At 61.4% G+C, this 23,108-nt stretch carries 21 protein-coding genes; 5 read left to right on the forward strand and 16 right to left on the reverse strand.

The window, feature by feature from the left end; translation table 11 throughout:
- The 7 genes from AC6FTP_RS17730 to AC6FTP_RS17760 form a co-directional block, all read right to left on the reverse strand.
- Nucleotides 1-795, reverse strand: a 795-nt coding sequence (locus tag AC6FTP_RS17730; protein ID WP_497208245.1) for a hypothetical protein, incomplete at its 3' end; no start/stop codon positions are given.
- Nucleotides 796-882: 87 nt separating this feature from the next.
- Nucleotides 883-1,605, reverse strand: a complete 723-nt coding sequence (locus tag AC6FTP_RS17735; RefSeq protein WP_497208246.1) for a sensor histidine kinase — start codon at nucleotides 1,603-1,605, stop codon at nucleotides 883-885.
- A gap of 86 nt (nucleotides 1,606-1,691) precedes the next feature.
- A complete protein-coding gene (gene yidC / locus AC6FTP_RS17740; protein ID WP_497208247.1) occupies nucleotides 1,692-3,482 on the reverse strand; it encodes a membrane protein insertase YidC in 1,791 nt (596 codons plus the stop codon).
- 20 nt (nucleotides 3,483-3,502) lie between these two features.
- Entirely contained in the window at nucleotides 3,503-3,766 is a 264-nt protein-coding gene (gene yidD, locus AC6FTP_RS17745) for a membrane protein insertion efficiency factor YidD (RefSeq protein WP_497208248.1), read from the reverse strand.
- Entirely contained in the window at nucleotides 3,763-4,128 is a 366-nt protein-coding gene (gene rnpA / locus AC6FTP_RS17750) for a ribonuclease P protein component (protein ID WP_497208249.1), read from the reverse strand. The genes yidD and rnpA overlap by 4 nt, the downstream gene beginning before the upstream one ends.
- 27 nt (nucleotides 4,129-4,155) lie before the next feature.
- The gene (gene rpmH / locus AC6FTP_RS17755; RefSeq protein WP_497208250.1) at nucleotides 4,156-4,338 is read right to left on the reverse strand and encodes a 50S ribosomal protein L34; all 183 of its coding nucleotides are present in this window, start codon (nucleotides 4,336-4,338) and stop codon (nucleotides 4,156-4,158) included.
- A 173-nt stretch (nucleotides 4,339-4,511) separates the two neighbouring features.
- The gene (locus AC6FTP_RS17760) at nucleotides 4,512-6,872 is read right to left on the reverse strand and encodes a fused MFS/spermidine synthase (protein ID WP_497208251.1); all 2,361 of its coding nucleotides are present in this window, start codon (nucleotides 6,870-6,872) and stop codon (nucleotides 4,512-4,514) included.
- A gap of 265 nt (nucleotides 6,873-7,137) precedes the next feature.
- Between AC6FTP_RS17760 and AC6FTP_RS17765 the strand changes: the two genes are divergently transcribed.
- Entirely contained in the window at nucleotides 7,138-7,638 is a 501-nt protein-coding gene (locus tag AC6FTP_RS17765) for an SMI1/KNR4 family protein (RefSeq protein WP_497208252.1), read from the forward strand.
- A gap of 60 nt (nucleotides 7,639-7,698) precedes the next feature.
- Here AC6FTP_RS17765 and AC6FTP_RS17770 read toward each other — a convergent pair whose 3' ends face one another.
- A complete protein-coding gene (locus AC6FTP_RS17770; RefSeq protein WP_497208253.1) occupies nucleotides 7,699-8,985 on the reverse strand; it encodes a sulfatase family protein in 1,287 nt (428 codons plus the stop codon).
- A 144-nt stretch (nucleotides 8,986-9,129) separates the two neighbouring features.
- Between AC6FTP_RS17770 and AC6FTP_RS17775 the strand changes: the two genes are divergently transcribed.
- From AC6FTP_RS17775 to AC6FTP_RS17785, 3 genes are all read left to right on the forward strand, one after another.
- On the forward strand, nucleotides 9,130-10,818 hold the full coding sequence (locus AC6FTP_RS17775) for a hypothetical protein (protein ID WP_497208254.1): 1,689 nt from the start codon (nucleotides 9,130-9,132) through the stop codon (nucleotides 10,816-10,818).
- Between the two features lie 31 nt (nucleotides 10,819-10,849).
- Nucleotides 10,850-12,268, forward strand: a complete 1,419-nt coding sequence (locus AC6FTP_RS17780) for a hypothetical protein (protein ID WP_497208255.1) — start codon at nucleotides 10,850-10,852, stop codon at nucleotides 12,266-12,268.
- Between the two features lie 116 nt (nucleotides 12,269-12,384).
- Complete coding sequence (locus AC6FTP_RS17785) at nucleotides 12,385-12,570, forward strand: hypothetical protein (protein WP_497208256.1); 186 nt, start codon at nucleotides 12,385-12,387, stop codon at nucleotides 12,568-12,570.
- A gap of 102 nt (nucleotides 12,571-12,672) precedes the next feature.
- Here AC6FTP_RS17785 and AC6FTP_RS17790 read toward each other — a convergent pair whose 3' ends face one another.
- The 7 genes from AC6FTP_RS17790 to AC6FTP_RS17820 all read right to left on the reverse strand — a co-directional run bounded on the left by AC6FTP_RS17790 (nucleotide 12,673) and on the right by AC6FTP_RS17820 (nucleotide 18,960).
- Complete coding sequence (locus AC6FTP_RS17790) at nucleotides 12,673-13,596, reverse strand: leucine-rich repeat domain-containing protein (protein WP_497208257.1); 924 nt, start codon at nucleotides 13,594-13,596, stop codon at nucleotides 12,673-12,675.
- 55 nt (nucleotides 13,597-13,651) lie between these two features.
- Nucleotides 13,652-14,242: a LutC/YkgG family protein gene (locus AC6FTP_RS17795; RefSeq protein WP_497208258.1), complete on the reverse strand. Its 591-nt coding sequence runs from the start codon at nucleotides 14,240-14,242 to the stop codon at nucleotides 13,652-13,654.
- Nucleotides 14,239-15,594 carry a lactate utilization protein B gene (locus AC6FTP_RS17800; protein WP_497208259.1) on the reverse strand — a complete coding sequence of 452 codons (1,356 nt, stop codon included), beginning with the start codon at nucleotides 15,592-15,594 and terminating at the stop codon, nucleotides 14,239-14,241. The genes AC6FTP_RS17795 and AC6FTP_RS17800 overlap by 4 nt, the downstream gene beginning before the upstream one ends.
- Before the next feature lie 78 nt (nucleotides 15,595-15,672).
- Nucleotides 15,673-16,410, reverse strand: coding sequence for a (Fe-S)-binding protein (locus AC6FTP_RS17805; RefSeq protein ID WP_497208260.1), 738 nt, complete (start codon nucleotides 16,408-16,410; stop codon nucleotides 15,673-15,675).
- Nucleotides 16,407-17,633 (reverse strand): Tm-1-like ATP-binding domain-containing protein, encoded by a 1,227-nt coding sequence (locus tag AC6FTP_RS17810; RefSeq protein WP_497208261.1) that lies wholly within the window; start codon nucleotides 17,631-17,633, stop codon nucleotides 16,407-16,409. The genes AC6FTP_RS17805 and AC6FTP_RS17810 overlap by 4 nt, the downstream gene beginning before the upstream one ends.
- Nucleotides 17,634-17,754: 121 nt before the next feature.
- Nucleotides 17,755-18,207, reverse strand: coding sequence for a collagen-like triple helix repeat-containing protein (locus AC6FTP_RS17815; RefSeq protein ID WP_497208262.1), 453 nt, complete (start codon nucleotides 18,205-18,207; stop codon nucleotides 17,755-17,757).
- Nucleotides 18,208-18,333: 126 nt separating this feature from the next.
- Nucleotides 18,334-18,960 (reverse strand): hypothetical protein, encoded by a 627-nt coding sequence (locus tag AC6FTP_RS17820; RefSeq protein ID WP_497208263.1) that lies wholly within the window; start codon nucleotides 18,958-18,960, stop codon nucleotides 18,334-18,336.
- A gap of 616 nt (nucleotides 18,961-19,576) precedes the next feature.
- Between AC6FTP_RS17820 and AC6FTP_RS17825 the strand changes: the two genes are divergently transcribed.
- Nucleotides 19,577-20,065 carry a hypothetical protein gene (locus AC6FTP_RS17825; protein WP_497208264.1) on the forward strand — a complete coding sequence of 163 codons (489 nt, stop codon included), beginning with the start codon at nucleotides 19,577-19,579 and terminating at the stop codon, nucleotides 20,063-20,065.
- Nucleotides 20,066-20,398: 333 nt separating this feature from the next.
- Here the strand turns inward: AC6FTP_RS17825 and AC6FTP_RS17830 are convergent.
- On the reverse strand, nucleotides 20,399-23,108 hold a 2,710-nt coding region (locus AC6FTP_RS17830), incomplete at its 5' end, for a class I SAM-dependent DNA methyltransferase (RefSeq protein ID WP_497208265.1).

A 23,108-nucleotide genomic window follows, 5' to 3' on the forward strand; every position in this document is an offset into this window, starting at 1 on the left:
GAGCGGGACGATCTCATCCAGGCCTTTTTTAAGCGTGGAGAGAGAGGGATTGGCCTGAAGGGTGGGGTTGAGATTGCTCAAGCTGTCGCGGTAATACTCGGCGATGTCGGGACGGATGAGGCGCGGGGTTTTTTCGGCGGTGTAGTTTTCTGCGACACTGCGGCTGGCGATCTCGAAGGCGCGGACCCAGCCGCCAAGACTGACGAGATGGGCGATATCCACATCCCGGAGCTGGACCATTTCGGCCTCCACGTCGGCCTGGGTGAGGGCGAGTTCGCTGCGCAGTTTGTCCCAATGACCTTCGATGCTGTGCTCGAAGAGGCTCTGCGTGTGACGGTTCATGCGGTCGCCGGTGCCGAGCACTTTGGCGTATTTGATCAAAGCGCGGCCGACATCCTCCATGGCCTCCACTTTCTCACACTGGACGATGAGAAAACCATCGGCGATCAAGCTGCCTAGGCCGAGCGAGACGAGCACACGATCCGAGGGCGTCTTGCGGGTGATGGGACGCTTGAGGGCGTCGTAAGAAAGCCTGCCGAGGCCGTCCAGCATCTCGAAGAGCTTGCGGATGCTGGGAGTGGTGAATTCATTCACGCCAAATTCCTCGCGCACATGCTCATCGCCCAGGAGATCGTCTGGAATCTTGGCTTTGCCAGCTTCTTCACCGGGCTTTGGTGGCACGGGTGGCGGTGGTACGACTGGCGCAGGTGTCTGTGCCAGACTGACTGCCGTGAAAAGGATGCCAATCAAGCCCGTGAGTGCGTTGCGGGCGCGAAGAATGCCGTGAGGATGCATGGGGTGACGTACTTACGTCCGCTTCGCGCAGTTTTCCAATGAATGCAAATGACAGCGCAGATGAAGGGTGAACATCCAGAGACAAACTCAGGCCATCGGGCAGCTGAGCCAGACGCTGGTGGTGTTGTTTTCTGAAGCGATGCCGATCTGAATGCCCATCTGGTGGGCAAGCATGGAGGAGATGGTGAGACCGAGGCCGAGATGGTTGCTGGTCTTGCTGCCGTAAAAGGCGCGGAAGACCTGGGGCAGCTTGTCCGGTGGGATGGTGCTGCCTGTGTTGCTGATGAGGATGTCCACACGCCGCTGATCGGCAGGCGTGATGACTCCTGGACCTGCGATCTTCAACATGGCGCGACCACCGGCGGGACCGGCGGCTTCGGCGGCGTTCTTGAGCACCTCGATGAGGATGTCTTTGATCTTGGTGGGATCGGCATTGATGGGCGGCAGCCCCTGCTGCACATCGGCTTCGAGCTGGATGTTCTGTTTGGTGAACGGCTCCAGCAGTGCGGCTTGCACGACGCTGAGATATTCGTTCAGATTCAGCGACTGCATCTGGAGCTTCGCACAGCCACCGGCTCCGCGGACGCGTTCGCTGAGATTGGCGACGCCGACGGAGGCCTCCCGGATGTGCTGCATGTTTTCCGTGATGCCGGGATCGAGATCTTCGGTCATCAAAATGAGGCTGCTGAAGCCCTGAATGACGGCGAGGAGGTTGTTGAGCTTGTGTGTCAGGCCACGCAGCAACTCCTGATGAAAGCCCTCGCTGTGCTCATTGCCAAGCTGGAGATGGGTGGGGAAGACGAACTGCATGGGTGTGTAAAAAGAGGTGGCGAGTGATGCACGCTGGCCGGGGACGAGGCAAGGCTATTTTGGGGGCAGTCTGGCCCCACTTGCCTCTAACCGCCGAGCTTCGGTGTTTTGGGCTTGGTTTTCTTGTCCTTGTGGGTGGGATTGCCAGGATTGAAGAAGGGATTCTGGGGAGCCGGGCCGACAGGCATGCGCTCGATCTTTTTCAGCTCGGGCTCGGGCATGTAGAGCTTCATGATCCAGCTTTGGGCGATGGCGTAGATATTGGTGACCGACCAGTAGAGGGCGAGGGCGGAGGCGAAGCTGTAGCAGATCCAGAGGAAGAAGAAGGGCATGACATTCATCATGATCTTCTGGCTCTTGTCCATGGTGGTGGGCTGCGGCGTCAGCTTCATCTGGGCGATCATGGTCACACCCATGATGAGCGGCAGCGGGTTGACATTGTAGCCGAAGATCTGGGTGACGGTGTCGGCGAGGGAGAGGTCATTCACCCAGAGCCAGCCTTGCCCACGGAGTTCGGCGGCATTTTGCAGCACGCCGTAGAAGGCGAAGAAAATGGGGATCTGAAGCAGCATGGGCAGACAGCCGCCGACCGGGCTGACGCCATAGTCTTTGTAGAGCTTCATGACCTCCAACTGCTGCTGCTGGGGGTTGTCCTTGTACTTTTCCTGAAGCTCCTTCATCAGCGGGGCCAGCTTGCCCATGCGCTTCATGGAGTATTGGGACTTGGCCTGGAGCGGCCAGAGGATGGTGCGGATGATGATGGTCATCAGGATGATGGCCAGGCCCCAGTTGCCACTGAAGTCATGCATCCAGCGCATGAGGCGGTTCAGCGGCTTGCTGATGAAGCTGAACATGCCGTAAAACATGACGAAGTCGCGCTGACCACCGAGGTCATCGAGACGGACGTATTCCTTCGGACCGGCATACAGACTGTACTTTTCCGTCTGTGCGGCTCCGGGAGCCAAATCAATGGGCGGCATGCCCATGGCAGCCTGGATGGCGTGGTCGCTGTCATGGCCCGTCTTGTCTTTGAATTGATCCTTGCTGTGATCGAGCAGGAAGCTGGAGGCCCAGACCTTGCCCGGCTTGTCCGGTTCAGCCTCATGGCTCAGAATGCTGACGTAGAAGCGGCTCATCACGCCGCTGTAGCGAAGGCGCGTGTGGGAACTGCGGACTTCAGCAAGAGGTGTGGACATGAAGCCAAGGAAACCGCCCTCCTTAAACTCCGCCGTGCTGCGCTGATGGGCATCGCCAGCGTCATTCCAGAAGAACGCGGGCTTCAGAGCTTCATCAGGGCTGATGGAGTTCGCTGCGCCTGTGTAGAGATAGTATTCCTCGGATTTGTGGGCGACTTTGCCGGTGTTGGTCAGGGTGACGTTGAGATTGATGAGGTGTTCGTCACTGCCTTCGCCTTCTGCGACCACGAATTCCTTGCGGATGGTAATGCCTTCGACGCTGGTGCCTTCAAAGGTGATGCCTTTGCCACTCTTGGCGACGATCTTGTAGGCGACGGGATCGTTGCCAGCGGCTTCACGACGCAGGGCACCGATGGGTTCCTTGCCGTGTTCGTTGAGGGTGATCTTGTCCGTGCCTGCAAGCAGGATTTTGGAGATACCACCGCCCAAAGTCGTGAAGCTCCAAGTCACGCTGCCGCGTGTGATCGTGTGCGTTTCCTCGGGAAGGGCGGGAGTGGCTGGGGCGGCAGGAGCTGTTGCTGCATTGATTGCCGCAGGTGCGCTGCCGTCTGCTGCTTTGGCAGGGGCGGCGGTGGACACAGCAGCGGCGGGCGCTGGTGGCGGATTTTTGCTGGCAAACCAAGCGTTGAGGGCGATGCCGATGCTACAGAGAATGACGACGATCCAGGCTTTGCGATCCATGAGGTTAGATATGGCGGGGGCTATTTGAGATGAGTGTGTCGATGACCACAGGTGGAGTCAGGCACGGGATCATGTCCCAGCCCTCCCCACGGATGGCAGCGGAGAATGCGTCGCGTGCCGAGCCAGGCACCGCGAAAGAAGCCGTGTTTTTCCACGGCTTGAAGGAAGTACTCCGAGCATGTCGGCGTGAAGCGGCAGCCCGAACCCGGACCGCCGACACAATGAAGGACCGGGGAGATAAAACGCTGGTAACCACGAATAAAAAAACGAACGAGCAGCTTCATGGCACGGCAGCGGCAGGTTTCAAGAAGAGTCCCATCCGGCGGGCCAGTCGTGCCCAGTCCTGATTTAACTCAGCGAAGTCCGCTTCAGGAGCTCGCCAGCGTGCAATGGTGACAAACTTCCAGCCTGAGGCGATCTCGGCCCGATGCTCTCGGATGATTTCGCGCATCTGTCGGCGGAGGCGGTTGCGGGCGACGGCGTTGCCCAGTTTTTTGCCTGTGATCAGGCCAAACTGGAATTCACCGATCCCCTCATCACGCAGAAGGGCCAGTACAAAGTACCGGCCCGACTGGCTTCGGCCCTGTGCCCGCATCACCGCGAAATCGCGAGATTCCTTCAAATGAAGGCGTGATGGCAGGCGCATGGACCAGGGACGCCGAATCTCAGAGCACTAGGAGTGCTGCTGGACGTGACGCTCGTAATGGACTTCCACACCCTTTGGCACGAGACGCTTGCGTCCGATGCGGCGGCGGCGGCGCAGGATGTCGCGGCCATTCTCCGTCTTCATGCGGGCACGGAATCCAAATTGGCGCTTCCGGGTGCGCTTGGAGGCTTGATAAGTTCTTTTCGGCATAAACGTGTAGGGGGAGTCGAGTGACAGTCACCGGTTGACGAAGCAGCAGCATGATCAACGAATCGTGCCCGCCCCGGAAACTGGGGCGCGGAGACTACCCGGTGCCCCTGCTTTGTCAAATGCGTGATCATCACCTCAGCAAACTTATTCACATACCCAGGGGAAACCCACTTCTAGTCCAGCATCAGGATCTGGAAAAGATCATGCCTCCGGTCGGTCCAGAGCGGCACATTCTTGGGTTCCTTGGCTTCGGGTTCTTCACGCGGGGTCGCGGCGAGGAAGGGCTCGTTCAGCGTGACCATGACATAGTCCGTGGTGTCGAGGTCGCCCTCCTCTTCGGTAATGATGCGGGTCGTCTTCCAACCGATGTCGGCAGCCAGCTTCTCCACCACGGGAGCGAGCGCGAGGTAGCTGTTCGTCACATGCACGCAGATGATGCCATCGGGCTTCATGTGGCGGCGGTAGATGGCAAAGGCTTCTTTGGTGAGCAGATGCATGGGGATGGCATCGCCGCTGAAGGCATCGAGCAGGAGGACATCGAACTGCTGGTCGGGCTCCCGCTCCAGCATGAGGCGGGCATCCCCGAGGATGGTGTCGATCTTCGCGCCGCGCTTTTCGCCATCGGCCAGGTAGGTGAAATGTTTCCGCGCCAGCCTCGGAATCTCGGGATTGATCTCGTAAAAGCGCCACGCCTGCCCGGCCTGGGCATAGCAGGCCGTGGTGCCTGCTCCCATACCGACGATGGCGACGCGTGCGTCTGGCCTGGCTTTCAGTGTGTCCAAAGCACGACCGATGCCGGACTCGTGCCCATAATAAGTGACAGGCTCCTCACGATAGGCCGCGCCGAGATTCTGCATCCCGTGGATGATCCCGCCATGGGTGAGAGTGCGGTAGGTATTGTCCAGCCCGTCGTCCCAGTCCTCATCCACATTCACCGCCCCGTAGAAATTGCGCACGCGCTCGATGCGCTCGTCCACGAGGAGAGTCTGAGATTCGATGCGGTAGCCGGTAAAAATGGCCATGACCAAGGTGGCGACGGTGATCAAAAACTGCGGGGTGCGCTTCGGGTGGCGGTAGATGAGGAAGGCCAGACAGAGCATCGTGATCGCCGCGATGGCATAGACCACCTGCGCCTGCCAATCCACGAGGTTGTTCATCAAGGTGGACGCTGTTGCGGGCACCTTCGCCAGCCATTCATAAAAGGCTTTGTCCATGTCCACGAGGATCTCCGAGAGCATCTGCGGCCAGGCTTTTTTCTCCACCAGTGGCGGCACATACTCCACCGCCAGTAGATGGAGACCGCCCAACCCGAGCGCGATGCCGCCAAGGGTGATCGCCAGTCTTTTCGTGCTGGAGCGCCACACCCAGCCCAGCAAGGCCAGCCACGCGACGATGAAGCAGGCGAGCAGGCACAGCGGCCACTCCAGATAGGTGACAAAGATCTGCGGGGCCACCAGACTGACGAAGAGTCCGCCCAAAGCGCCACCGAGGGACATCAATAAATAAAACTCCGTCAGCCGTGACGAGGCGGGTTTCAGCCGCGCCAGCTCACCATGACAGACCATGCAGGCGAGGAAGACCGCTGCAAAACTCCAGCCGAGGGTGAAGTTGTAGTTCGGCATCGGCTCGGTGATGAGGCCAAGCTTCTTCCCCAGCGCGGCGATGAAGAGCACGCCCAGCGCGGGCAGAGCCCAGGCCCAGCTCGCATACCAGCGCTCATGCTCGAAGCAGATGATGAAGCTCAGCAGATACAGGCTCAGCGGGATGACCCACATGAAGGGCACCACCGCCACATCCTGACTGACATGATTCGTCGCCGCCAGCAGCAGCGCACTCGCCAAAGCAGGCAGCAGCACCCAGAAGAAGCGCTGGAGCCAGCGTGCGGCCTGGCTTTCCTCAGCAGCGACAGGTGCCACCTCCGCAGGTGACTCCGCTTCCACCACCGGCTCCGCCTTCGCCTTCAAAGTACGCTTCACCAGCCAGAGCGAGAGCAGGGCAAAGATCAAAAACCCGCCCGACCACATCCATGTCTGCTGCGTGACATCCCAGCGCGGCTCCAGGATGAAAGGATAACTCAGCAGCGCCGCGAGCGAGCCGAGATTCGACAGCGCATACAACCGCCATGGGGACTTCCCAGGCATCGCCCGGGTAAACCACACCTGCGTCAGCGGGCTCGTGCTGGAGAGGACAAAATACGGCAGCCCCACCGTGCCCAGCAGCAGCATCAGGATGCGCCCGGAAGGCTCCTCACTGCCCGTCGGTTTCCAGAAATCTCCCGGCGCGATTGGCAGAAAGGCCAGCGCCGCGAGCACCAGCACCGAATGCACAATCCACTGCGTCCTCGGCTTCAGTCGCGTCAGCGCATGGGCATAGCTGTAGCCGCCAAAGAGCACGACCTGGAAGAACAGCATGCACGTCGTCCATACCCCCGGACTGCCGCCGAACCATGGCAGAATGAATTTGCTGATGACGGGCTGGACCTGAAACAGGAGAAAAGCGCTGAGCAGGCTCAGCAGGGAGAATTGCAAAAACATGGGAGGGACGAGGCAACGCAGGCTAACCCGCCGCCTTCCACCCTGGCGATGCTTTTTTTCCTGCCTCCCACCCAGATCGCACCAACCACTGCTGTTCGCCCCTTTGTCAAAGAAGCGCCCACGATACTCGCGTAGCTCCGCGTGGCCGATGTTTGGCAGCCTGACGTCCGCTGGACGAACCCACATTTTCTCGCCTAACTCTGTCCAGTGCGTGTAAACCGACATCCATGAGCGTCTCATACCGTGATATTATGGCTAGAAAATCATGACTCTTGATGATCTTGAAATGTCGATCGGATCGAAGTTGCCGGACGATTATAGAGAGTTTCTCGGAACTCACCGCGAATCTCAATTGCCATGCACCAAGGTGTTCCCGTTCACAGAAAAAACGCCAATCGGTGAAAAAGGCGTTTTAGATGAACTCCTAACGCTCGATGATTTGGGATCTAATCGACCTGTCTGGATCGAGGACATTGGCATGCTCATCATTGGCGACAACCTTTTCGGTTATCCCACCTATGTTTGTCTCAAGGAGCCTTGGTTTGGACACATTTTCTACTTTGACCTCCAACAGAGGAGCCTTTGGGAGGACGAGCAATTCCACCGAATGTTCGAGAATCTTGCAGACGAAATTAAGGATTACCTGCGCATGAGGGCTGAAGGGACTCTGCCTCAGAAGAAGGCGGGGTTTGAGAGCTTTTATCATGTGGCCAATTCATTCTCTGAGTTTCAAGGATTGCTCCAGGATGAAGAAATCGAAGAGTGACTTCGATACCGATGAACAATTCGGCCACAAAGCACCGAGGTGTGCGAAATCGAAGACAGGTCAAGGCTTCCACCAAGCATCCAGCTTCGCGGTGAGTTCGGTGACTTTGGCGGGCTGGTCGGGGGCGAGGTTCTTTTCCTCGGTGGGGTCGGCTTTGAGGTCGTAGAGCTCGGGGACGTCGTCGGGCTGGTTGGCTTTGTGGGGGACGATGAGCTTGCTGTGGCCGTCGATGATCCAGCGCCAGCGGAGGCTGCTGGAGGGGACATTGAGATCGACGAAGTTGTGGGTGAAGCATTCGCCGTAGAGGGTTTTGCGGGCGGCGACGGCGGTGTCGTCGAGGAGGTTCACTCCGGGCATGTCGGGGGTTGGGGCAAGTCCGGCAGCTTTGAGGATGGTGGGGGCGAAGTCGAGCGAGGAGGCGAGGGCGTCTGACATCTTGGGCTGCACTTTGGCGGGCCAGCGGAGCATGATGGGACTGCGCAGGCCGCCATCATACTGGCTCTGTTTGGATTTGTCGGCATAGCGGCCGGTCTTGGGGTTGGTGATCCAGCCGTTGTCACTGACATAGACGACGATGGTGTTTTTCCGCAGGCCGTGGTCGTCGAGATGCTGGAGGAGGGTGCCGCAGGTTTCGTCGAACCACTCGACCATGGCCCAGTATTTGGCGATGTGCTCGGTGGGGGCTTTGGTGATGTATTTGTCGAGCAGGCGCTTCGGCGGGGTGTGGGGATCGTGCGGCATCATGGGGGCATACCAGACGAGGAAGGGCCGCTTCGCGGTCTGCGCTTCGCCGATGAAGTCGAAGATGGGCTGCATGGTTTTGCGGCCGATGTCGAGGCCGGTATCGCCATGGCGTCCGCCGACGGTCATGCCGTGGGTGAAGCCGCCACGGGAGAAGTGCTTTTGCCACCATTTGCCGGTTTGCAGGCTGAGGTAGCCTTTGGCGGCGAGCATTTTGGGCAGGGTGCCGGCGGTTTCGAGATGCTGGCTCATGATCTCGCGCCCCTGATCGAAGAGGGGGCTGGCATTGAACTCACGCGGCTTCATGCCGGCGGGGATGGGGGGATCGTTGCTGGTGACTTTATGCTGATGGGGATAGCGGCCGGTGATGATGCTGGCGAGGCTGGGGCAGCAGAGGCTGCTGGGGACGTAGCCCCGGGTGAAGGTGAGGCTTTCTTTGGCGAGCTGATCCAGATGCGGCGTCTGGATGTGGGCGTGGCCCTGGAAGCCGTAGTCGCTCCACAAATGATCGTCGGAGATGATCATGACGACATTCGGCGGGGTGTCTGCGGCCTGGGTGAGGGCGGGCAGCACGAGGAGGGCGAGCAGGGCGAGGGTGCGGATCATGTTTGGAAGGGCGGCGAAAACGGGCGCGGTGGGGATGATCTAGCGGGGAAAGGTAACAGTCTGTTACCAAATGGGCGGATGATCAGTTGCGTCGTGTGGGGGCGCTGTTGTAAATGTCCGGGTCAGTAACCATCCTATTTACCCATGAAACCACTCCGCCCTAAATCACGTCTCGCAGCCTTGTTTGCCAGCCTGGCTTTGATCACCTGGATGCCGCAGGCTCCTGCCGCCACGACGGCTATCCGCGATCTGGACAAAGACGGCATCGCCAACAGCAGCGACCCGGATGTGGACAATGACGGCACGCTCAACGGCGATGACCTGAACGTGGACGGCGGCACGGCTCAGTCCGGCCCGCTCACGGGGCAATACATCGGCGACCGTCTGAACAATGACAGCACCTCCGAAAAGGACATTGATGACGACGGGCTGGCCGATGACTCGCTGGCTGAGAGCGACATCGACGGCGATGGCAAGAACGATGACGCGCCTGATGAAGAGGACATCGATGGCGATGGCAAGCTGGATGACAGCCTCAGCGAAGACGACATCGACGGTGATGGCCGTAAGGACGACTCCACCGCCGAACTCGACATCGATGGCGATGGCAAGAAGGACGATGCCGTGGATGAACTGGACATTGATGGCGATGGCAGCTTGGACGATGACAGCGCTGAGAGCGACATCGACGGAGACGGCAAGAGCGATGACTCCGCGACCGAGTTGGACATCGACGGAGACGGCAAAAACGATGACGCGAGCACGGAGACGGACATCGATGGTGATGGCCTGACGGATGACAATCCTTCCGAAGACGATATCGACGGCGACGACAAAGACGATGACTCCATCGACGAATCCGACATCGACGGCGATGGCAAGAGTGACGACGACGCCAAGGAACTGGACATCGACGGTGACGGCAAAGCAGACGACAATGCCGCCGAGACAGACATCGACGGTGATGGCCTGACGGATGACAGCCCCTCCGAAGACGACATTGATGGCGACGGCAAGAGCGACGACGACGCGAGTGAAGGTGACATCGACGGCGATGGCCGTGCAGATGACAATTCCTCTGAATCCGATATCGATGGTGATGGCCGTGCGGACGATCACCCGTCTGAGTCGGACATCGACGGTGACGGAGAAGATGATGACTCCATCGACGAATTCGACATCGACGGCGATGGCAAGAGCGACGATGCGCTCGATGAGGTCGACATTGATGGAGACAACAAACTCGATGACTCCGCCTCCGAGACAGACATCGACGGCGATGGCAAACTCGACGACAGCGCCGACGAAGACGACATCGACGGCGACGGCAAACTCGACGACGACCTGGATGAAGATGACTGCGATGGCGACGGCAAGGACGACGATCTCGACGACGACGAAGACGGCGACGGTCGGAAAGGCAGCTCCGATGACGATGACGACGGCGACGGCAAACTGGACGACGATGATGACGACGGCGGCGTGGTGATCATCGCCCCCGGTCAGATCGGCGACGGCACGGCCCCGGTGAGCCTGAGCGCCACCCTTCGTGTGAGCAAAAACACCACCGAAGGGCCGGATTTGATCACCTTTACCAGCCCGACGAACGGCTTCATGGATGAAGCGGACGAGGCGGAAAATGACACCTTCTCCTTCACCTACACACCGAGCGGCAACAGCGCGGTTTTGGTCCTCACCTACAAGGCGGGCAAGTATGACCGATACACGCTGGATTTCCTGACGGGTCGTTTTACCCGCCAGGAATATGACAAGAATGCCCTGAAGGACACGGACTTCGGCAGCTTTGACCTTCCCGCTCCGGTGGGGTCTTGAATCGGCCTGACTCACGAGTGAAGCTGCGCTCATGCCTCTTCCGCTGAACCGCTTCACACTCATCGCATCGGCGCTGCTAGCTCTGGCTGGCGGCGCCGTTTGGCTTTGGCCGGATGCCGCGCCTGACATTGCCGGGCAGGCCTCGGAGCAGCGACGCGGCCAGCTTTTAAAAACAGACGGTGTGGCGTCCTCCAGGTCATCGCTTGGAGGCGGGGCGACTCCAAGCGCCTCAGGTGCAGGCGGCGCGCAGCTCGCGAACGTGCTGGCTGATTTCGATGTGCGGAAGCGGCGGAAGCGCCTCCAAGACATGGGGGCAGAGTGGGGCCGCACGCAGCCGGAGGCAGGGTGGGCCTTGCTTTCCCAGATCACGGGTCTGGCGGATCGGGAGGCCTTTGCCGCAGCGCTGATGGCGGAATGGGCGCGCTCCCAACCGCAACGGGCGCTGAGTGCCTGCGCCGGGCTGACGGCAGGTGAACTGCGAGCGATGGCCTACGCGGCGGCGATTGGGAGCTGGGCGGAGAGCCAGCCCCAGGAAGCGGCGGACTGGTCGGCGCGACATCTGACCGGCAGTGCGCGACGTTCGGCCATCACCGTGGCGGCGCAGTCCTGGGCGCGGGAAAATCCGCAAGATGCCGCCGCGTGGGCGCTGAAAAAAGCCACGCAGCCTGCGGGGCTGATCGCCATTCAGGAAGTGATGACCTTCTGGGCGAACAGCGATCCCCAGGCCGGTGCCGCCTGGGCGGCCGGACAGCCAGCGGGGGCGTTTCGTGACGCAGCACTGGATTCAGTGATCCGCGAATGGGCGGATCAATTCCCCGCGCAGGCCGCCGAATGGGTGAAGGCACAGCCGGATCAGACGAGTCTCGCTCCCCAGGTGGCCGGACTCTGGGCGCAGTCAGATCCGCAGGCGGCGGCGGCCTGGAGCCGTGATTTAAAAGATCCCGAACTGCGGCAAAGCATCACCGATCTGATCACAACTACCTGGGCTGCTGCCGATCCCGCCGCAGCGCTGGCTTGGTCACAAAGCACACTGTCAGCGGAGGAGCGCAGCCAAGCGGAAGTGGGCATTTTGCAAAGCTGGGCCGCTGATGATCCCGAAGCTGCCATGGCCTGGGTGCAGGAGCGTCCGGAAGGGGCGGGACGCAATGCTGCGGCGGAGGCAGCCTTTGCTTCCTGGTCTACTTCCGCGCCCGAATCTCTCGCCACTTGGCTCAATGAGCAGAAAAATAATTCTTTAAAAGACATTGGATTGAGCAAACTCGCGGAAAGTTGGGCTTCTTCTCAGCCTGCGAACGCGCTGCAAGCCGCCCTTTCCATCCGCGACGCAGAGCGTGCTCGAAGCGTGGTCACGCAGGTGTTCGGAGACTGGCAATCGCATGATCCTCAAGCCGCTGCGACATGGCTGTCCGCAAGGCCGGCACTGAAGCCGCTGCTGCTGTCCGAGCCTTGAACCATCAAGGTTTGGCGGGATGAAGAGTCTTTCATTACCAAATGGTAAGGTGATGTTTTGGGCGCGACTTGATAGCATTTTTCTAATTCAAGAAATTCACCGCACTCAATCCACCCATGCCTTGGCGCTACATCGTTTTTTCAGTCGTCATCCTGACCGCAGCCTGCGGCGCTTCGAAGCGTTTCGTGGGTCTTCGTCAGAGTGAAGACACGAAGAACAGCGCCGCCAAGCCTGCCGTGAGTGCTGATACCATTTCTGGAAGTTCCATCGCTCCGGGGGGGGCTGGTGGACGCCAGTCGTAACTCTCGGCGGTGTCCGGTGCCAACCTGACCAGGCACCGCCGAGATTACATTCTGAACCAAGCCCGGCTCGATGCTGGGCTGCGTGGAAACCCCACCAAACTCTTATTTGCCGAGCTGTGCCCAGAAGGCTGCTGGAGGAATGAGATCCTTGCTTTCTTCGTCGAACTTCGTGCCGATCTCCTGCAAGGGCAGACTGCGGGCGACATCCAGGCCGGTTTTGATGTTCACCGGGCTGAAAACAAGGCGCGTGAGGGACATGCCTTTGAGCGGGGTAAGGTCGGTGACGGAGGTTTCGCCGATGTGCAGACGCTGAAGGGCGCTGCCGCTGAGGGGGGAGAGGTCGGTGACGCGGGTTTTATGCAGGGTGAGGCTGACGAGCGGCACGCCTTTGAGCGGGGCGATGCTCTCGACAGGCGTGCCCGTGAGCCAAAGCATCTGGATCGGAGATTTGGAGAGCGGGGCGAGATCGCTGACTTTCGTGTCAACGATGTTCACCTCCACGAGCGGGGCTCCGGAAAGGGCGCTGAGATCGCTGACGGGAGTGCGGCTGAGATAGATCTTTTCCAGCGGCATGCCGCGCAGCGGGGAGAGATCGGTGACGGGGCTGTCTTCGAGGTATAGCTCGACCAGCTTCATGTTTTTCAGCGGGCGGATATCGACGATGGGCGTGCCGCTGAGGTCCAGGGCGAGCGGGCTGAGCCGCGTGAGGAAGTCGAGATTGCGGATCTTGGCTCCGCGCAGGCTGAGGGCGATGGGCTGGCCCTCCTGCATATTAAATTCGCCACTGCCATCATACTCGGGATTGTGAAACTTGATCTCGGTGTGCAGCATCTCGGCGGACCAGAAGACCTTCTTTTCTGCCTGAGGTGCAGGTGCGGCGGGCGCAGGGTTTGCCGGAGCTGGTGCCACGGCAGGGGCAGGGCTGGCGGCGGGCTTGCTCTCGGCGACCGGCGCTGGGGTGGGTTTTTCTTCACCACAAGCGGCGAGCAGGACGAGGAGCGGGAGAGACGAGAGGAAAGACTTCATTCGGGCGAGCATCAACGCGGAGGTGGTGAGCTGTCCATCATCAAAGTGTCCTAGATCACTCGCCCCAAATGAAGACCGTGGCCCCACGGGCTCCATGCGCGCCAATGACGAGACATTGCTCGATGTCGGCAGTCTTCGATGGCCCGGCGAGGAAGAGCCCGAAGCCGCTGCCGATCTGGCCGACTCGGGCATAGCCGGCGTGCATGTCAGAGACGATCTGATCTGCTTTGATGACGATGAAGAGATGCTCGGCGATCATCGGCAGCACGCGATGGCCGAGATCGGTCTCTTCGATCCACACCGCTCCGTTTTCACAGACACCGAATCGCGCAGGAAAGATGGCCGTGTGGGTGCCTTCGAGGTCATGCGGGTCGGCGATGGCGGTGAGATCGACGTTCCCCGGCAGGGCGGCCACCGTCGAGGCGATCTTCGCATCAGCGGGAACGTTTTCGCGCAGCCAGGTCGGGGCGTCTTCGATTCTCGCAGCACGCACGACACGTGCTCCGATGAAGTCGAGCATGGCGATGAAGTGCGTTAGCGTGCCTTCCATCTTTCCGCCGACACCTAGATGCGTGGGTTCAGGCATCGGCAGCTCCATGGGCTGGGCCTGTCGGATGGCTTGGAGAATGGTGCTGCGGCTGCTCATCGGGAGTTTTTTTGATGCGCCATCCACTCGCGGAAGGATTCCTTCGGTGCATCGGGCAGATCGCGGCTTTGGGTCCAGGGGTCGAGCTTCAGGAAGTTCGCCAGCGGAGTGAAACGGCGGGCCAGACGACCTGCGAGCGCATACAGCGCGGGTCGTTTTAAAACGAAGCTCGTGCCGTGCATGGCGAGCGTCTTCCACCACGGTGCATGACCAGCAGCGGTGATGTCCTGCCGCCACTTGAGGAGCTGCGCATGGATGTCGATCTTCACCGGACACACGGCGCTGCAGGAACCGCAGAGCGTGGAGGCAAAGGGCATGTCGCCATGCGCGGCTTTGTCCACGTTCGGCGCGAGGATGCTGCCGATGGGACCCGCGATGAAGTAGCTGTAGCTGTAACCGCCGCTGCGGCGATAGACGGGGCAGGTATTGAAGCAGGCGGCGCAGCGGATGCAGGCGAGGCTTTTGCGGTAATCCGCGCGCCCGAGCTGGCGGCTGCGGCCATTGTCCACGAGGACGATGTGCATCTCCTGGCCAGGTCGTGGCTTGAGGAAATGCGAACTGAAAACGGTGCTCGGCTGCCCCGTGGCGCTGCGGGCCAGCAGGCGGAGGAAGACGCCAAGATGCTCCTGCTTTGGGATGATCTTCTCGATGCCCATGCAGGCAATGTGAACCGGTGCAAGATGCGCTCCCATGTCGGCATTGCCTTCGTTCGTGCAGACGACAAACCCACCTGTCTCCGCGATGGCGAAGTTCACACCGGTCAAAGCTGCATCCGCCGTGAGAAAGTGCCCGCGCAGATGTTGTCGCGCCGCTTCGGTGAGCTGCTGGGCGTCGTCGAGGCCCTTCGGCGTGCCGAGATGCTCATGGAAGACTTCGCCGACTTCGGCACGCTTCAAATGGATCGCCGGCATGACGATGTGGCTCGGCGGCTTCTCCTGAAGCTGGACGATGCGCTCACCGAGGTCGGTGTCGATGACCTCGATGCCGTGGGATTGCAGGTGCTGATTGAGGTGGCACTCCTCGGTGAGCATCGACTTGCTCTTCACCAGCTTCTTCGCGCCATGCCTGGCGAGGATGCCGTGGACGATGCGGTTATGCTCGTCGCCATCGCTGGCCCAATGAACCTGAATGCCGTTGGCCACGGCCTTGGCTTCGAACTCCTCCAGATACTCCGCCAAGCGGGACAGCGTGTGCTCTTTGATCTGCGACGCAGCCTCCCGCAGCGGCTCCCAGTCCGGCACCTTCGCTGCTTGTCGGTCCCGCTTCGTGCGCACCATCCAGAGCGTCTGATCATGCCAGGACGCTCTCGCAGGATCGCGGAGGAATTCGTGGGCGTTGGCGGCGTGGGACATGGGGGATGTTTACGGTTGTTTACAGTGGTTGACGGTTGTTTTCAGAGGGCTTGTGAAACTACGGTAATCAATCGTCAACTACCGTAAACCACCGTCAACGGTTCCCGCCAGGATCTCCGCGATGTGCCGCACCTTCACCTGCGGTGCTTCGCGAGCGAGCAGGCCACCGAGATGCATGAGGCAGGACATGTCAGCGCTGGTGATGAATTCGGCACCGTGACTGACGTGATCGCGGATGCGGTCGCGGCCCATGGAGACGGAGACATCCTTTTCAAAGGCGGAGAAGGTGCCGCCAAAGCCGCAGCATTCGTCGCTGCGGTCCAGCGGCACGAGTTCGAGGCCTTCGATGAGGCTGAGCAGCTTCGCAGGCTTGGAGAAGTCGGGCACCATGCATTCGCTGCATTTGCCGAGCCCAAGTCCACGCAGTCCATGGCAGCTCTGATGCAATCCAACACGATGCGGGAACTTGCCCGGCAGGCTCGTGACCTTGGCGATGTCATGCAAGAACTCGCAGAGCTCATAGACTCGATGGGCGAGCGGATGATGCCGCGCCTCCAGGCTCTCTTTCAAATGCAGCACGCAGCTCCCGGAGGGTGAGACGATGTGGTCAAAGCTCGCAAAGGCATCGCCAAAATCGGTCACGCAGCCTTCACTGAGATGCACATAGCCAGAGTTCGACATCGGTTGGCCGCAGCAGGAAGGCTTCGTCGGAACGACGACCTCATGCCCGAGTCCCTCAAGCAAGGAAAGCGTGGCCCGTCCAACTTGGGGATACAGTTGGTCGATGTAGCAGGGGATGAAGAGGCCGATCTTCATGCGGCAGCCTTGGCGATGTTTTCCAGCAGGGCCTTGGCGCAGGCGGAGGAGAAGGCGGGGTCGTTGATCTCGACATTCATCTCGATGACGGGAACACCAGGCTTGAGGTTGGCTTTGAGGGCGGCAAACAGCGCCGTGTCGGCTGCGGCGTCGTGGAAGGCTTTCCCCTCGGCGCTGATGACGCTGATGGCCTTCGTCGGCAGCAGGACGGTGACGGGCGCGGTGTAGGTGTTGACCTTGTCAGCGATGATCTTGCCGAGCTGGGCACACTCTTCGGCATTCGTGCGCATGAGGGTGACCTGGGCGTTGTGCTGGTAAAAGGTGCGGCCTGCATACTTGGCGGGCACGGTTTGTGGCTCGCCAAAGTTCACCATGTCGAGACAGCCCGGCGTGACGATGGCGGGCACCTTGGCTTTGGCAGCGGCATCGAGTCGCTCGGGTCCGGCATTGAGCACACCGCCGCAGAGTTCATCGGCCCACTCAGTGGTGGTGATGTCCAGCACACCAGCGACCATGCCGCTTTCGATCAGCGCTTCCATCGCGCGTCCACCATTGCCCGTGGCGGCAAAGACGAGCACTTCATAGCCCGCTTGTTCGAGCTGTTCCTTCGCCGCCGTCACGCAGGCCGTGGTGTTGCCAAACATGCTGGCGACGATGAGCGGCTTGTCAGACGACGGGGCTTGTTTGCGGCCCTCGGCGGCCTGCACCATGCCGCAGACAGCTCCGGCGGCGTTTTCAAAGATGACGCGGGTGAGGCGGTTGATGCCTGCCACATCCGCGATGGCGGGGATCATGACGATGTCCTTGGTGCCGACATAGGGCGCGGTGTTGCCACTGGCGAGCGTGCTGACCATCACCTTCGGGAAACCGATGGGCAGTCCGCGCATCGCTGCGGTGCAGATGGCCGTGCCGCCACCGCCGCCGAGCGAGATGATGCCCTGCACGCGTCCGCTTTCCACGAGGTCGGCGACGACCTTCGCGGCTCCTTTGGCCATGAGCGTCACACACTCGCCGCGATCCTGGCGGGCCAGCACGGCCTGCCAGTCATCGGCCCCTGCGGCGGCGACTTCATCGGCGCTGATGTCCGGCGTGATGCCCGGCGCGGCCAGACTGCCTGCATTGATGAGCAGGGTGTCAAAGCCACGCCTGCGGATACAATCGGCGAGGAAGCCGTGTTCGGGGCCTTTGGAATCAAACGTGCCGAGGATGGCGATGGTGGGCATGGGCGGTCAGGGCGGGTGAGATTAAACGAATACGAGCCCAGTGAACGAAACTGGCGCTCACTTCTCAAGCCCGTGCTTCCACTTTCGCCTCACTGAAATCCACTCCCGCGTCCAGGGCACCTCACCGCCTCAGCGCGTTGATCAGCTCATTCACCTTCTGGCGCAGTATCTCCACATCAGGATCGGCAAAGGGGTTGTCCAGCGTGGCCAAGGCGTTCGTGTTGTTGCTTGTCTGGTTCAGCGTGTTGAGCAGACCGTTGTTCAGGTCCGTCTGGCTCACCTCACCGGGCAGGCCCTGCGGGCCTTGGGCTCCGGGAGCACCATCTGCGCCGTTGGCACCCTGAGCTCCGTCATAGCCACGAGGGATGCCGAAGGTGAGGTGCAGCGTGTTGCCGACCACACTCACCGCGGCATTGGCGGGGTTGCCGGGGTCGAGCGTCGTCACCCCGTCCACCTGCGCGGCGGTCAGGGTCACGATGGCGTCGATCAGGTCTTTAATCCCGTGAAATTGATCCCGAAAGGGCAGTGACTCAATGAGCACCCCATCGGCGGGGAAGCTGGGGTCGTAGGGCATGGCGAGGGGAGGAAGAGGGGGAGACTTGGAGAAGAGGAAGATCATCGAAAATGAGACCGGGAGCGGAGAGCCTGCCACGGTTCAGGCTCTCGGGTGCTCCCAGTCTCAAAGTCTGGTTTTACGGGGTCACGGAGCCATACAGACCGTCTCCGCACTCCACGGGCTCTGGCCTGCCGCGCCCACGGCTGCCATGCGGAAGGCGTAGTACTTCCCGCTGATGAGGCCGCCGTTCTCCGACTTGCGCGGACCCGCACTGCACAGCACCCAGGCAGAGCCGTCGATGTGCTCGCGGCACTGCGTCAGGTAGGTTTTCGCACCATCGACCACATCGCAGGACGTCTTGATGGCACCGGGGAAGTTGCTCATCGTCGCCTTCATGCCTTCTGGCGCAGGCAGCGGGCCGATGGGCTGCGGCGTGCTCGCCACAGCAAAGCCGCTGAGCGGGATCTTGGTCGGATCACCGCCGCTGGTTTCATCCACGTAGGCCGCACGGATGCGGATGTTGTCCTCATGCGCCTCCTTCAGCAGCGGCAGATTTGCCCGCGCTGCCTCCAGTTGGGATTCCAGCGACGCGATGAGGTTGATGCCTGTTCCTAGCGCATTGTGCGTCAGGTTAAAGTCCGCCACGCTGGGTTCCGGCGTGGGGTAGATCGCCGCACCTTCCGGTTGGGCGATGGTGCTGATGAGGCTGCTGGAGTAGGTGAGCACCTGCTCCGCGTTTTTGCCGTCGAGTCCGAGTTTTGCTTTAGCCATGGTATGTCTCCGTCTAGTGGGAGTTGGCGGCACAGGAGATTCATCGAACCGCGCCGTAGTGTCGAAATGCGCTTGCCCGAAGAATGCCATGGTCGTCTTCCCTTGGTTGTCTCAAGTCGGGGCGTGGCACCCGTAAGGGCCGTAGTCGCCACCGAGTGACGCACGTTGCCAGTCGAAAGGCGTTTTACTATGATCTCACCTTTTCCTTCAAGAACTTTTTTCCAAAAAGTGCGCAGGCGAGGGAATCACGCCCGCTCATCACTGGCTCAGGCAGGCGCTGGAGGGCGTCAAACCCGTGAAAAAGGACAGGCCGTAGCGCCGCTAAGGCGCGCCTTAGCGCCAGTACCACGCGCCTTAGCGCGGCTAAGGCGCGCCTTAGCGCCCGTACCACGCGCCTTAGCGCGGCCAAGGCGCGCCTTAGCGCCCGTACCACGCGCCTTAGCGCGGCCAAGGCGCGCCTTAGCGGCCGTACCACGCGCCTTAGCGCGGCTAAGGCGCGCCTTAGCGCCAGTACCACGCGCCTTAGCGGCGCTACCACCTGCCTAAATCGGCTCAAAAGGCCCTTTTTGGCCTCAAAATGGCTTGGTAGCGCCGAAAAACTGTTTATATGAACATCATGTATGCCCATTTCGCCGGAGGCACTCTTTCCCAGACAGATTACTTCGAGTCTCGTGACCGCGACGCGGGGCGGGCCTGGCTGGTCATGGAGAGCACCTCCTGGCATGTGCTCCTGCCACACCCCTGCGCGCATCCCCCCAGCCTCGCCTACGCCCGGCCCGTCACCGACAGTCAGGAGTGGGAGGGCTGGCGCTGGCGGTTGGAGTTAGGAGGCTGGCACCTGCCGCTGCCCCGCGCCCAGATCATCGGCCCCCGGCCCCGCCTGCCAGACCCCTACACCCGGACCCAGCGCACCCTCACCCTCTATGATAGCGTCCTGCGTGCCGCCGCAGGCCAGAGCTTCTTTGGCAACCTGCGCATCGGCATCCAAATCTGCGCCACCTGCCCCCTCCACCTCGTCCGCGAGACCCGGCATGGGGAAAAGAGGCTGGCGCACGGCACTGCTTCCGCCGCAGTCCGCCGCCGTGGAGGTGGAAGGTTCCCCTAAAGAATCTAAAAATGGCGACAGCGCCGGGGGCGGCTCGAAAGCGCTGGAGGACCAGCGCACTCCAGGACGCTGCTGCGCTGCTCGTGGGCGCGGGGGGAGTCGCGGCAGCGTCTTGGAGTGCGGTGGGAAGCGCAGCGCCACACCGCTTTTGGGGGCGTGGCGTGCGAGTGGGGCGCTGGGGAGATTCGGGCGTCTCTCCTGCGCCCGAAAGCGGCGTCACTGCCGCCGCACTCCAAGACGCTTCGCGAGGCTCGGCGGCACTGGTAGTCGCGGCAGCGTCTTGGAGTGCGGTGGGAAGCGCAGCGCCACACCGCTTTCGGGGGGGGCGAGCAGCTAGGCGAGGTGCCCGAGAGCGCGGAGGGTGGCGAGGATGGCGGTGATCTGGTCCGTGCGCTTTTGGGACTTGCGGCCAAAGCAGGCGCTGAGGGTCTCGGCATCCGGGCCGTGGACGGACAGGAGTTTGCGCAGGGTGGTGACTTGGGCGGGCAGATCGGCGGGCCAGTCGAGCTGGGCGGCGGGGGCGGTCTCGGGCGGGGTGGCGTCGCCTTCGGCGCTGAGGCCGATCTCGGGCTGATGGCTGGCGGTGGTGGCGGTGCCGGGGGCTTGGTAATCCGGGCGCAGGTAGCGGATGTGGCCGCGCTGCTCTTCGGCGGCGCGCTCGTGGTTGAGGGTGACGAGGCGGGTGAGGAGCTGCTGCTCCAGGGCCTCGGCAGCGGGGCCGCCCTGGGCGAGGACATCGGCGGGCGGGGTGGCGGTGGCGAGGTCGGTCCAGCCGTAGGCTTCCAGCACGGCGGCGTCGAGGTCGTCGTGGATCTGTTTGAGCACGGAGACGAGGCCTTGGTCGTGGGTGTCGCGTTCTTTGGGGGTGAGGGCTTCCCCGGCGCGGAGTTTTTCCAGGACGTTGTAAAGGCCGGTGAGGGTGAGGTCGGGATGCAGGGCCTGCTGGCGCTTGCGGTGCGCATCCAGCCGCTCCCCCAGGTCCCTGATGCGCTGCTTCAACGCGCCTTCTTCGAGGGCGGGGAATGGGAAGGGCTCGAAGCAGCGGGTTTTGACATAAACCGAATCGTTGCCGACGCCGAGCCATGAGCCGGTCTTCAAGGACCAAGCAACGTGAAGTGAAGATGAGAGGACACCGAGGACGAAGGCATCGTTCGACGCGATGGCGATGAGCTTGTTGTCGGGGAGAATGCTCTGATCGAGGAAGGTAAAGAAGCGGTGCTTGCTGGTTTCGATGGTGGCGAGGTAGCGGGGCAGTCCAGAGATGTAATCGCGAAGCTCAGGGCGCGGCCTTCCGTGGAGCCACCAATTCTCACGAATCTGCTTTTCACGGTTCTGGTCGCGCTCTGGCTTCACATGCACGAGGACGTGCTGATAAAGAGAGGGGAACTGCGCTGCGGCTTCGTCAGCGGTTAGGCCAAAGAGGTCAATAACCATGACCTCGCGAGGACGATTGGTGAGATCCTTCCCGTTTCGATAGCCGAGCAAGTGCTTTTCTATTCCAGGTGTTCTTTCAAACCCGAGATCAGAGGCTTGGTCTTTGGTTACAATGAAACCTGCGCCAAAGAGCATCATTCCCCGGCTGGTCAGGTTTGAGTTTGCCTGAAGCGCACGGCATGAAGTGAGGTCCGCCCCGACTTGCAGATTGGCGGCAAGACTGCCTTCACTCGTTGAGAGATTCACTTCACTCTCTCCATCTTCGCGAGCCTGTTCAGTGATGACCTTTTCAAGCAGGCCTGCGGCTTTGCCAGGGGCGGCGACGGTCATGGCGATGCGGACGGCGGCTCCATCGGCGGAGTCGATCCAGGGGTGATCCGGGATGGCGTAGGCGAGGTGGAGGGGCTTCTTGGCCTCGGCCAGGAAGGGCTCGATGACGCGGCGGTTGAAGGTCTGGTGGATGGAGTTGGTGGTGATGAAGCCGAAGCGCTTGGCCTTGGCATCGCGGACGAGTTCGGCGGCTTTTTGCCACCAGAACATGACGAAGTCGGCGGACTCGGGGACGCTGCCTTTCCAGGCGGTGCGGAGGGATTCGGTGTAGCCGTCGCCCAGGGCCTCGCGCATCCGGGAGGCTCCGATGAAGGGGGGATTGCCGACGATGTAGTCGGCCTGGGGCCAATCGGCGCGGCGTGGGTTTTGGTAATCGTAGAGGGGAATGCGAGCGGTTTCGTCGGGGACTTCTTTGCCGGTGATGGGGTGGGTCTTCGTGCTGTGGCCGTCCCAGAGGGTGAGCGGCTCCCCGGTGGCGGGATCGAGGCGGGGCAGGCGCTGGTCATAGGCGAGCACGGCGTCTTGCTCGAAGATGCTGCGGTCCTTTGGCAGCAGGGGGCGGTCGCCGGTATCGGCCTTGCCGGTGGTTTTGTGCTGCCACTGGAAGTAGCCGATCCAGAGGACGAGCTGGGCGATGGCGACGGCCTGTTTATTGATCTCTAGGCCGATGAAGTGCTCGGGGCGGACGCGGAAGCCCTGCATCTCTAAGCTGGCATTCCCGCCGAGGGCGGCGATGAGCTGGAGCACCTCTGCCTCTAGGCGCTTCATGTGCTCCATGGTGACGTAGAGGAAATTGGCGGTGCCGCAGGCGGGGTCGAGCACGGTGAGGCCGCAGAGGTGGTGGTGGAAGGCGATGACCTGGGCGAGGGCGGTGGCGTCGTTCTTCGTGGCGTCTTTGCGGAGCTTCGCGGCATCGGTGCCGAGCTTTTTCGCGGCTTCGTTCGCCCCTGCGGCGAGTTTGATTTTGGCCTGAGCCTCTAACTCGTCGGCCTGGGTCTCCATTTGATCTGCCTCCTCCTGAAGGGTGGCGGCGGCGATGCGGACGGCGTCCCACTGCTCTCGAAGCGGGCCGATGATGGTGGGGCGTATGAGGCGCTCGACATAGGAGCGGGGGGTGAACTCAGCGCCGAGCTTATGCCGCTCCCGTGAGTCGAGGGCGCGGACGAGGAGGGTGCCGAAGATGGAGGGCTCGACGCCGGACCAATCCGTAGCGGCGGCATCGGTGAGCATGGCGAGCTGGGCGGCGGAGAGGGGGAGGGCGCTGGTGTCCTCAAACAGG

This window comes from Prosthecobacter sp. (genome assembly GCF_044378005.1).
GTDB lineage: Bacteria > Verrucomicrobiota > Verrucomicrobiia > Verrucomicrobiales > Verrucomicrobiaceae > Prosthecobacter.

Coding starts and splice junctions, on each gene's coding strand:
- AC6FTP_RS17735 (WP_497208246.1), bottom strand. CDS start 1,605: ATGCAGTTCGTCTTCCCCACCCATCTCCAGCTTGGCAATGAGCACAGC.
- yidC (WP_497208247.1), bottom strand. CDS start 3,482: ATGGATCGCAAAGCCTGGATCGTCGTCATTCTCTGTAGCATCGGCATC.
- yidD (WP_497208248.1), bottom strand. CDS start 3,766: ATGAAGCTGCTCGTTCGTTTTTTTATTCGTGGTTACCAGCGTTTTATC.
- rnpA (WP_497208249.1), bottom strand. CDS start 4,128: ATGCGCCTGCCATCACGCCTTCATTTGAAGGAATCTCGCGATTTCGCG.
- rpmH (WP_497208250.1), bottom strand. CDS start 4,338: ATGCCGAAAAGAACTTATCAAGCCTCCAAGCGCACCCGGAAGCGCCAA.
- AC6FTP_RS17760 (WP_497208251.1), bottom strand. CDS start 6,872: ATGTTTTTGCAATTCTCCCTGCTGAGCCTGCTCAGCGCTTTTCTCCTG.
- AC6FTP_RS17765 (WP_497208252.1), top strand. CDS start 7,138: ATGACTCTTGATGATCTTGAAATGTCGATCGGATCGAAGTTGCCGGAC.
- AC6FTP_RS17770 (WP_497208253.1), bottom strand. CDS start 8,985: ATGATCCGCACCCTCGCCCTGCTCGCCCTCCTCGTGCTGCCCGCCCTC.
- AC6FTP_RS17775 (WP_497208254.1), top strand. CDS start 9,130: ATGAAACCACTCCGCCCTAAATCACGTCTCGCAGCCTTGTTTGCCAGC.
- AC6FTP_RS17780 (WP_497208255.1), top strand. CDS start 10,850: ATGCCTCTTCCGCTGAACCGCTTCACACTCATCGCATCGGCGCTGCTA.
- AC6FTP_RS17785 (WP_497208256.1), top strand. CDS start 12,385: ATGCCTTGGCGCTACATCGTTTTTTCAGTCGTCATCCTGACCGCAGCC.
- AC6FTP_RS17790 (WP_497208257.1), bottom strand. CDS start 13,596: ATGAAGTCTTTCCTCTCGTCTCTCCCGCTCCTCGTCCTGCTCGCCGCT.
- AC6FTP_RS17795 (WP_497208258.1), bottom strand. CDS start 14,242: ATGAGCAGCCGCAGCACCATTCTCCAAGCCATCCGACAGGCCCAGCCC.
- AC6FTP_RS17800 (WP_497208259.1), bottom strand. CDS start 15,594: ATGTCCCACGCCGCCAACGCCCACGAATTCCTCCGCGATCCTGCGAGA.
- AC6FTP_RS17805 (WP_497208260.1), bottom strand. CDS start 16,410: ATGAAGATCGGCCTCTTCATCCCCTGCTACATCGACCAACTGTATCCC.
- AC6FTP_RS17810 (WP_497208261.1), bottom strand. CDS start 17,633: ATGCCCACCATCGCCATCCTCGGCACGTTTGATTCCAAAGGCCCCGAA.
- AC6FTP_RS17815 (WP_497208262.1), bottom strand. CDS start 18,207: ATGCCCTACGACCCCAGCTTCCCCGCCGATGGGGTGCTCATTGAGTCA.
- AC6FTP_RS17820 (WP_497208263.1), bottom strand. CDS start 18,960: ATGGCTAAAGCAAAACTCGGACTCGACGGCAAAAACGCGGAGCAGGTG.
- AC6FTP_RS17825 (WP_497208264.1), top strand. CDS start 19,577: ATGTATGCCCATTTCGCCGGAGGCACTCTTTCCCAGACAGATTACTTC.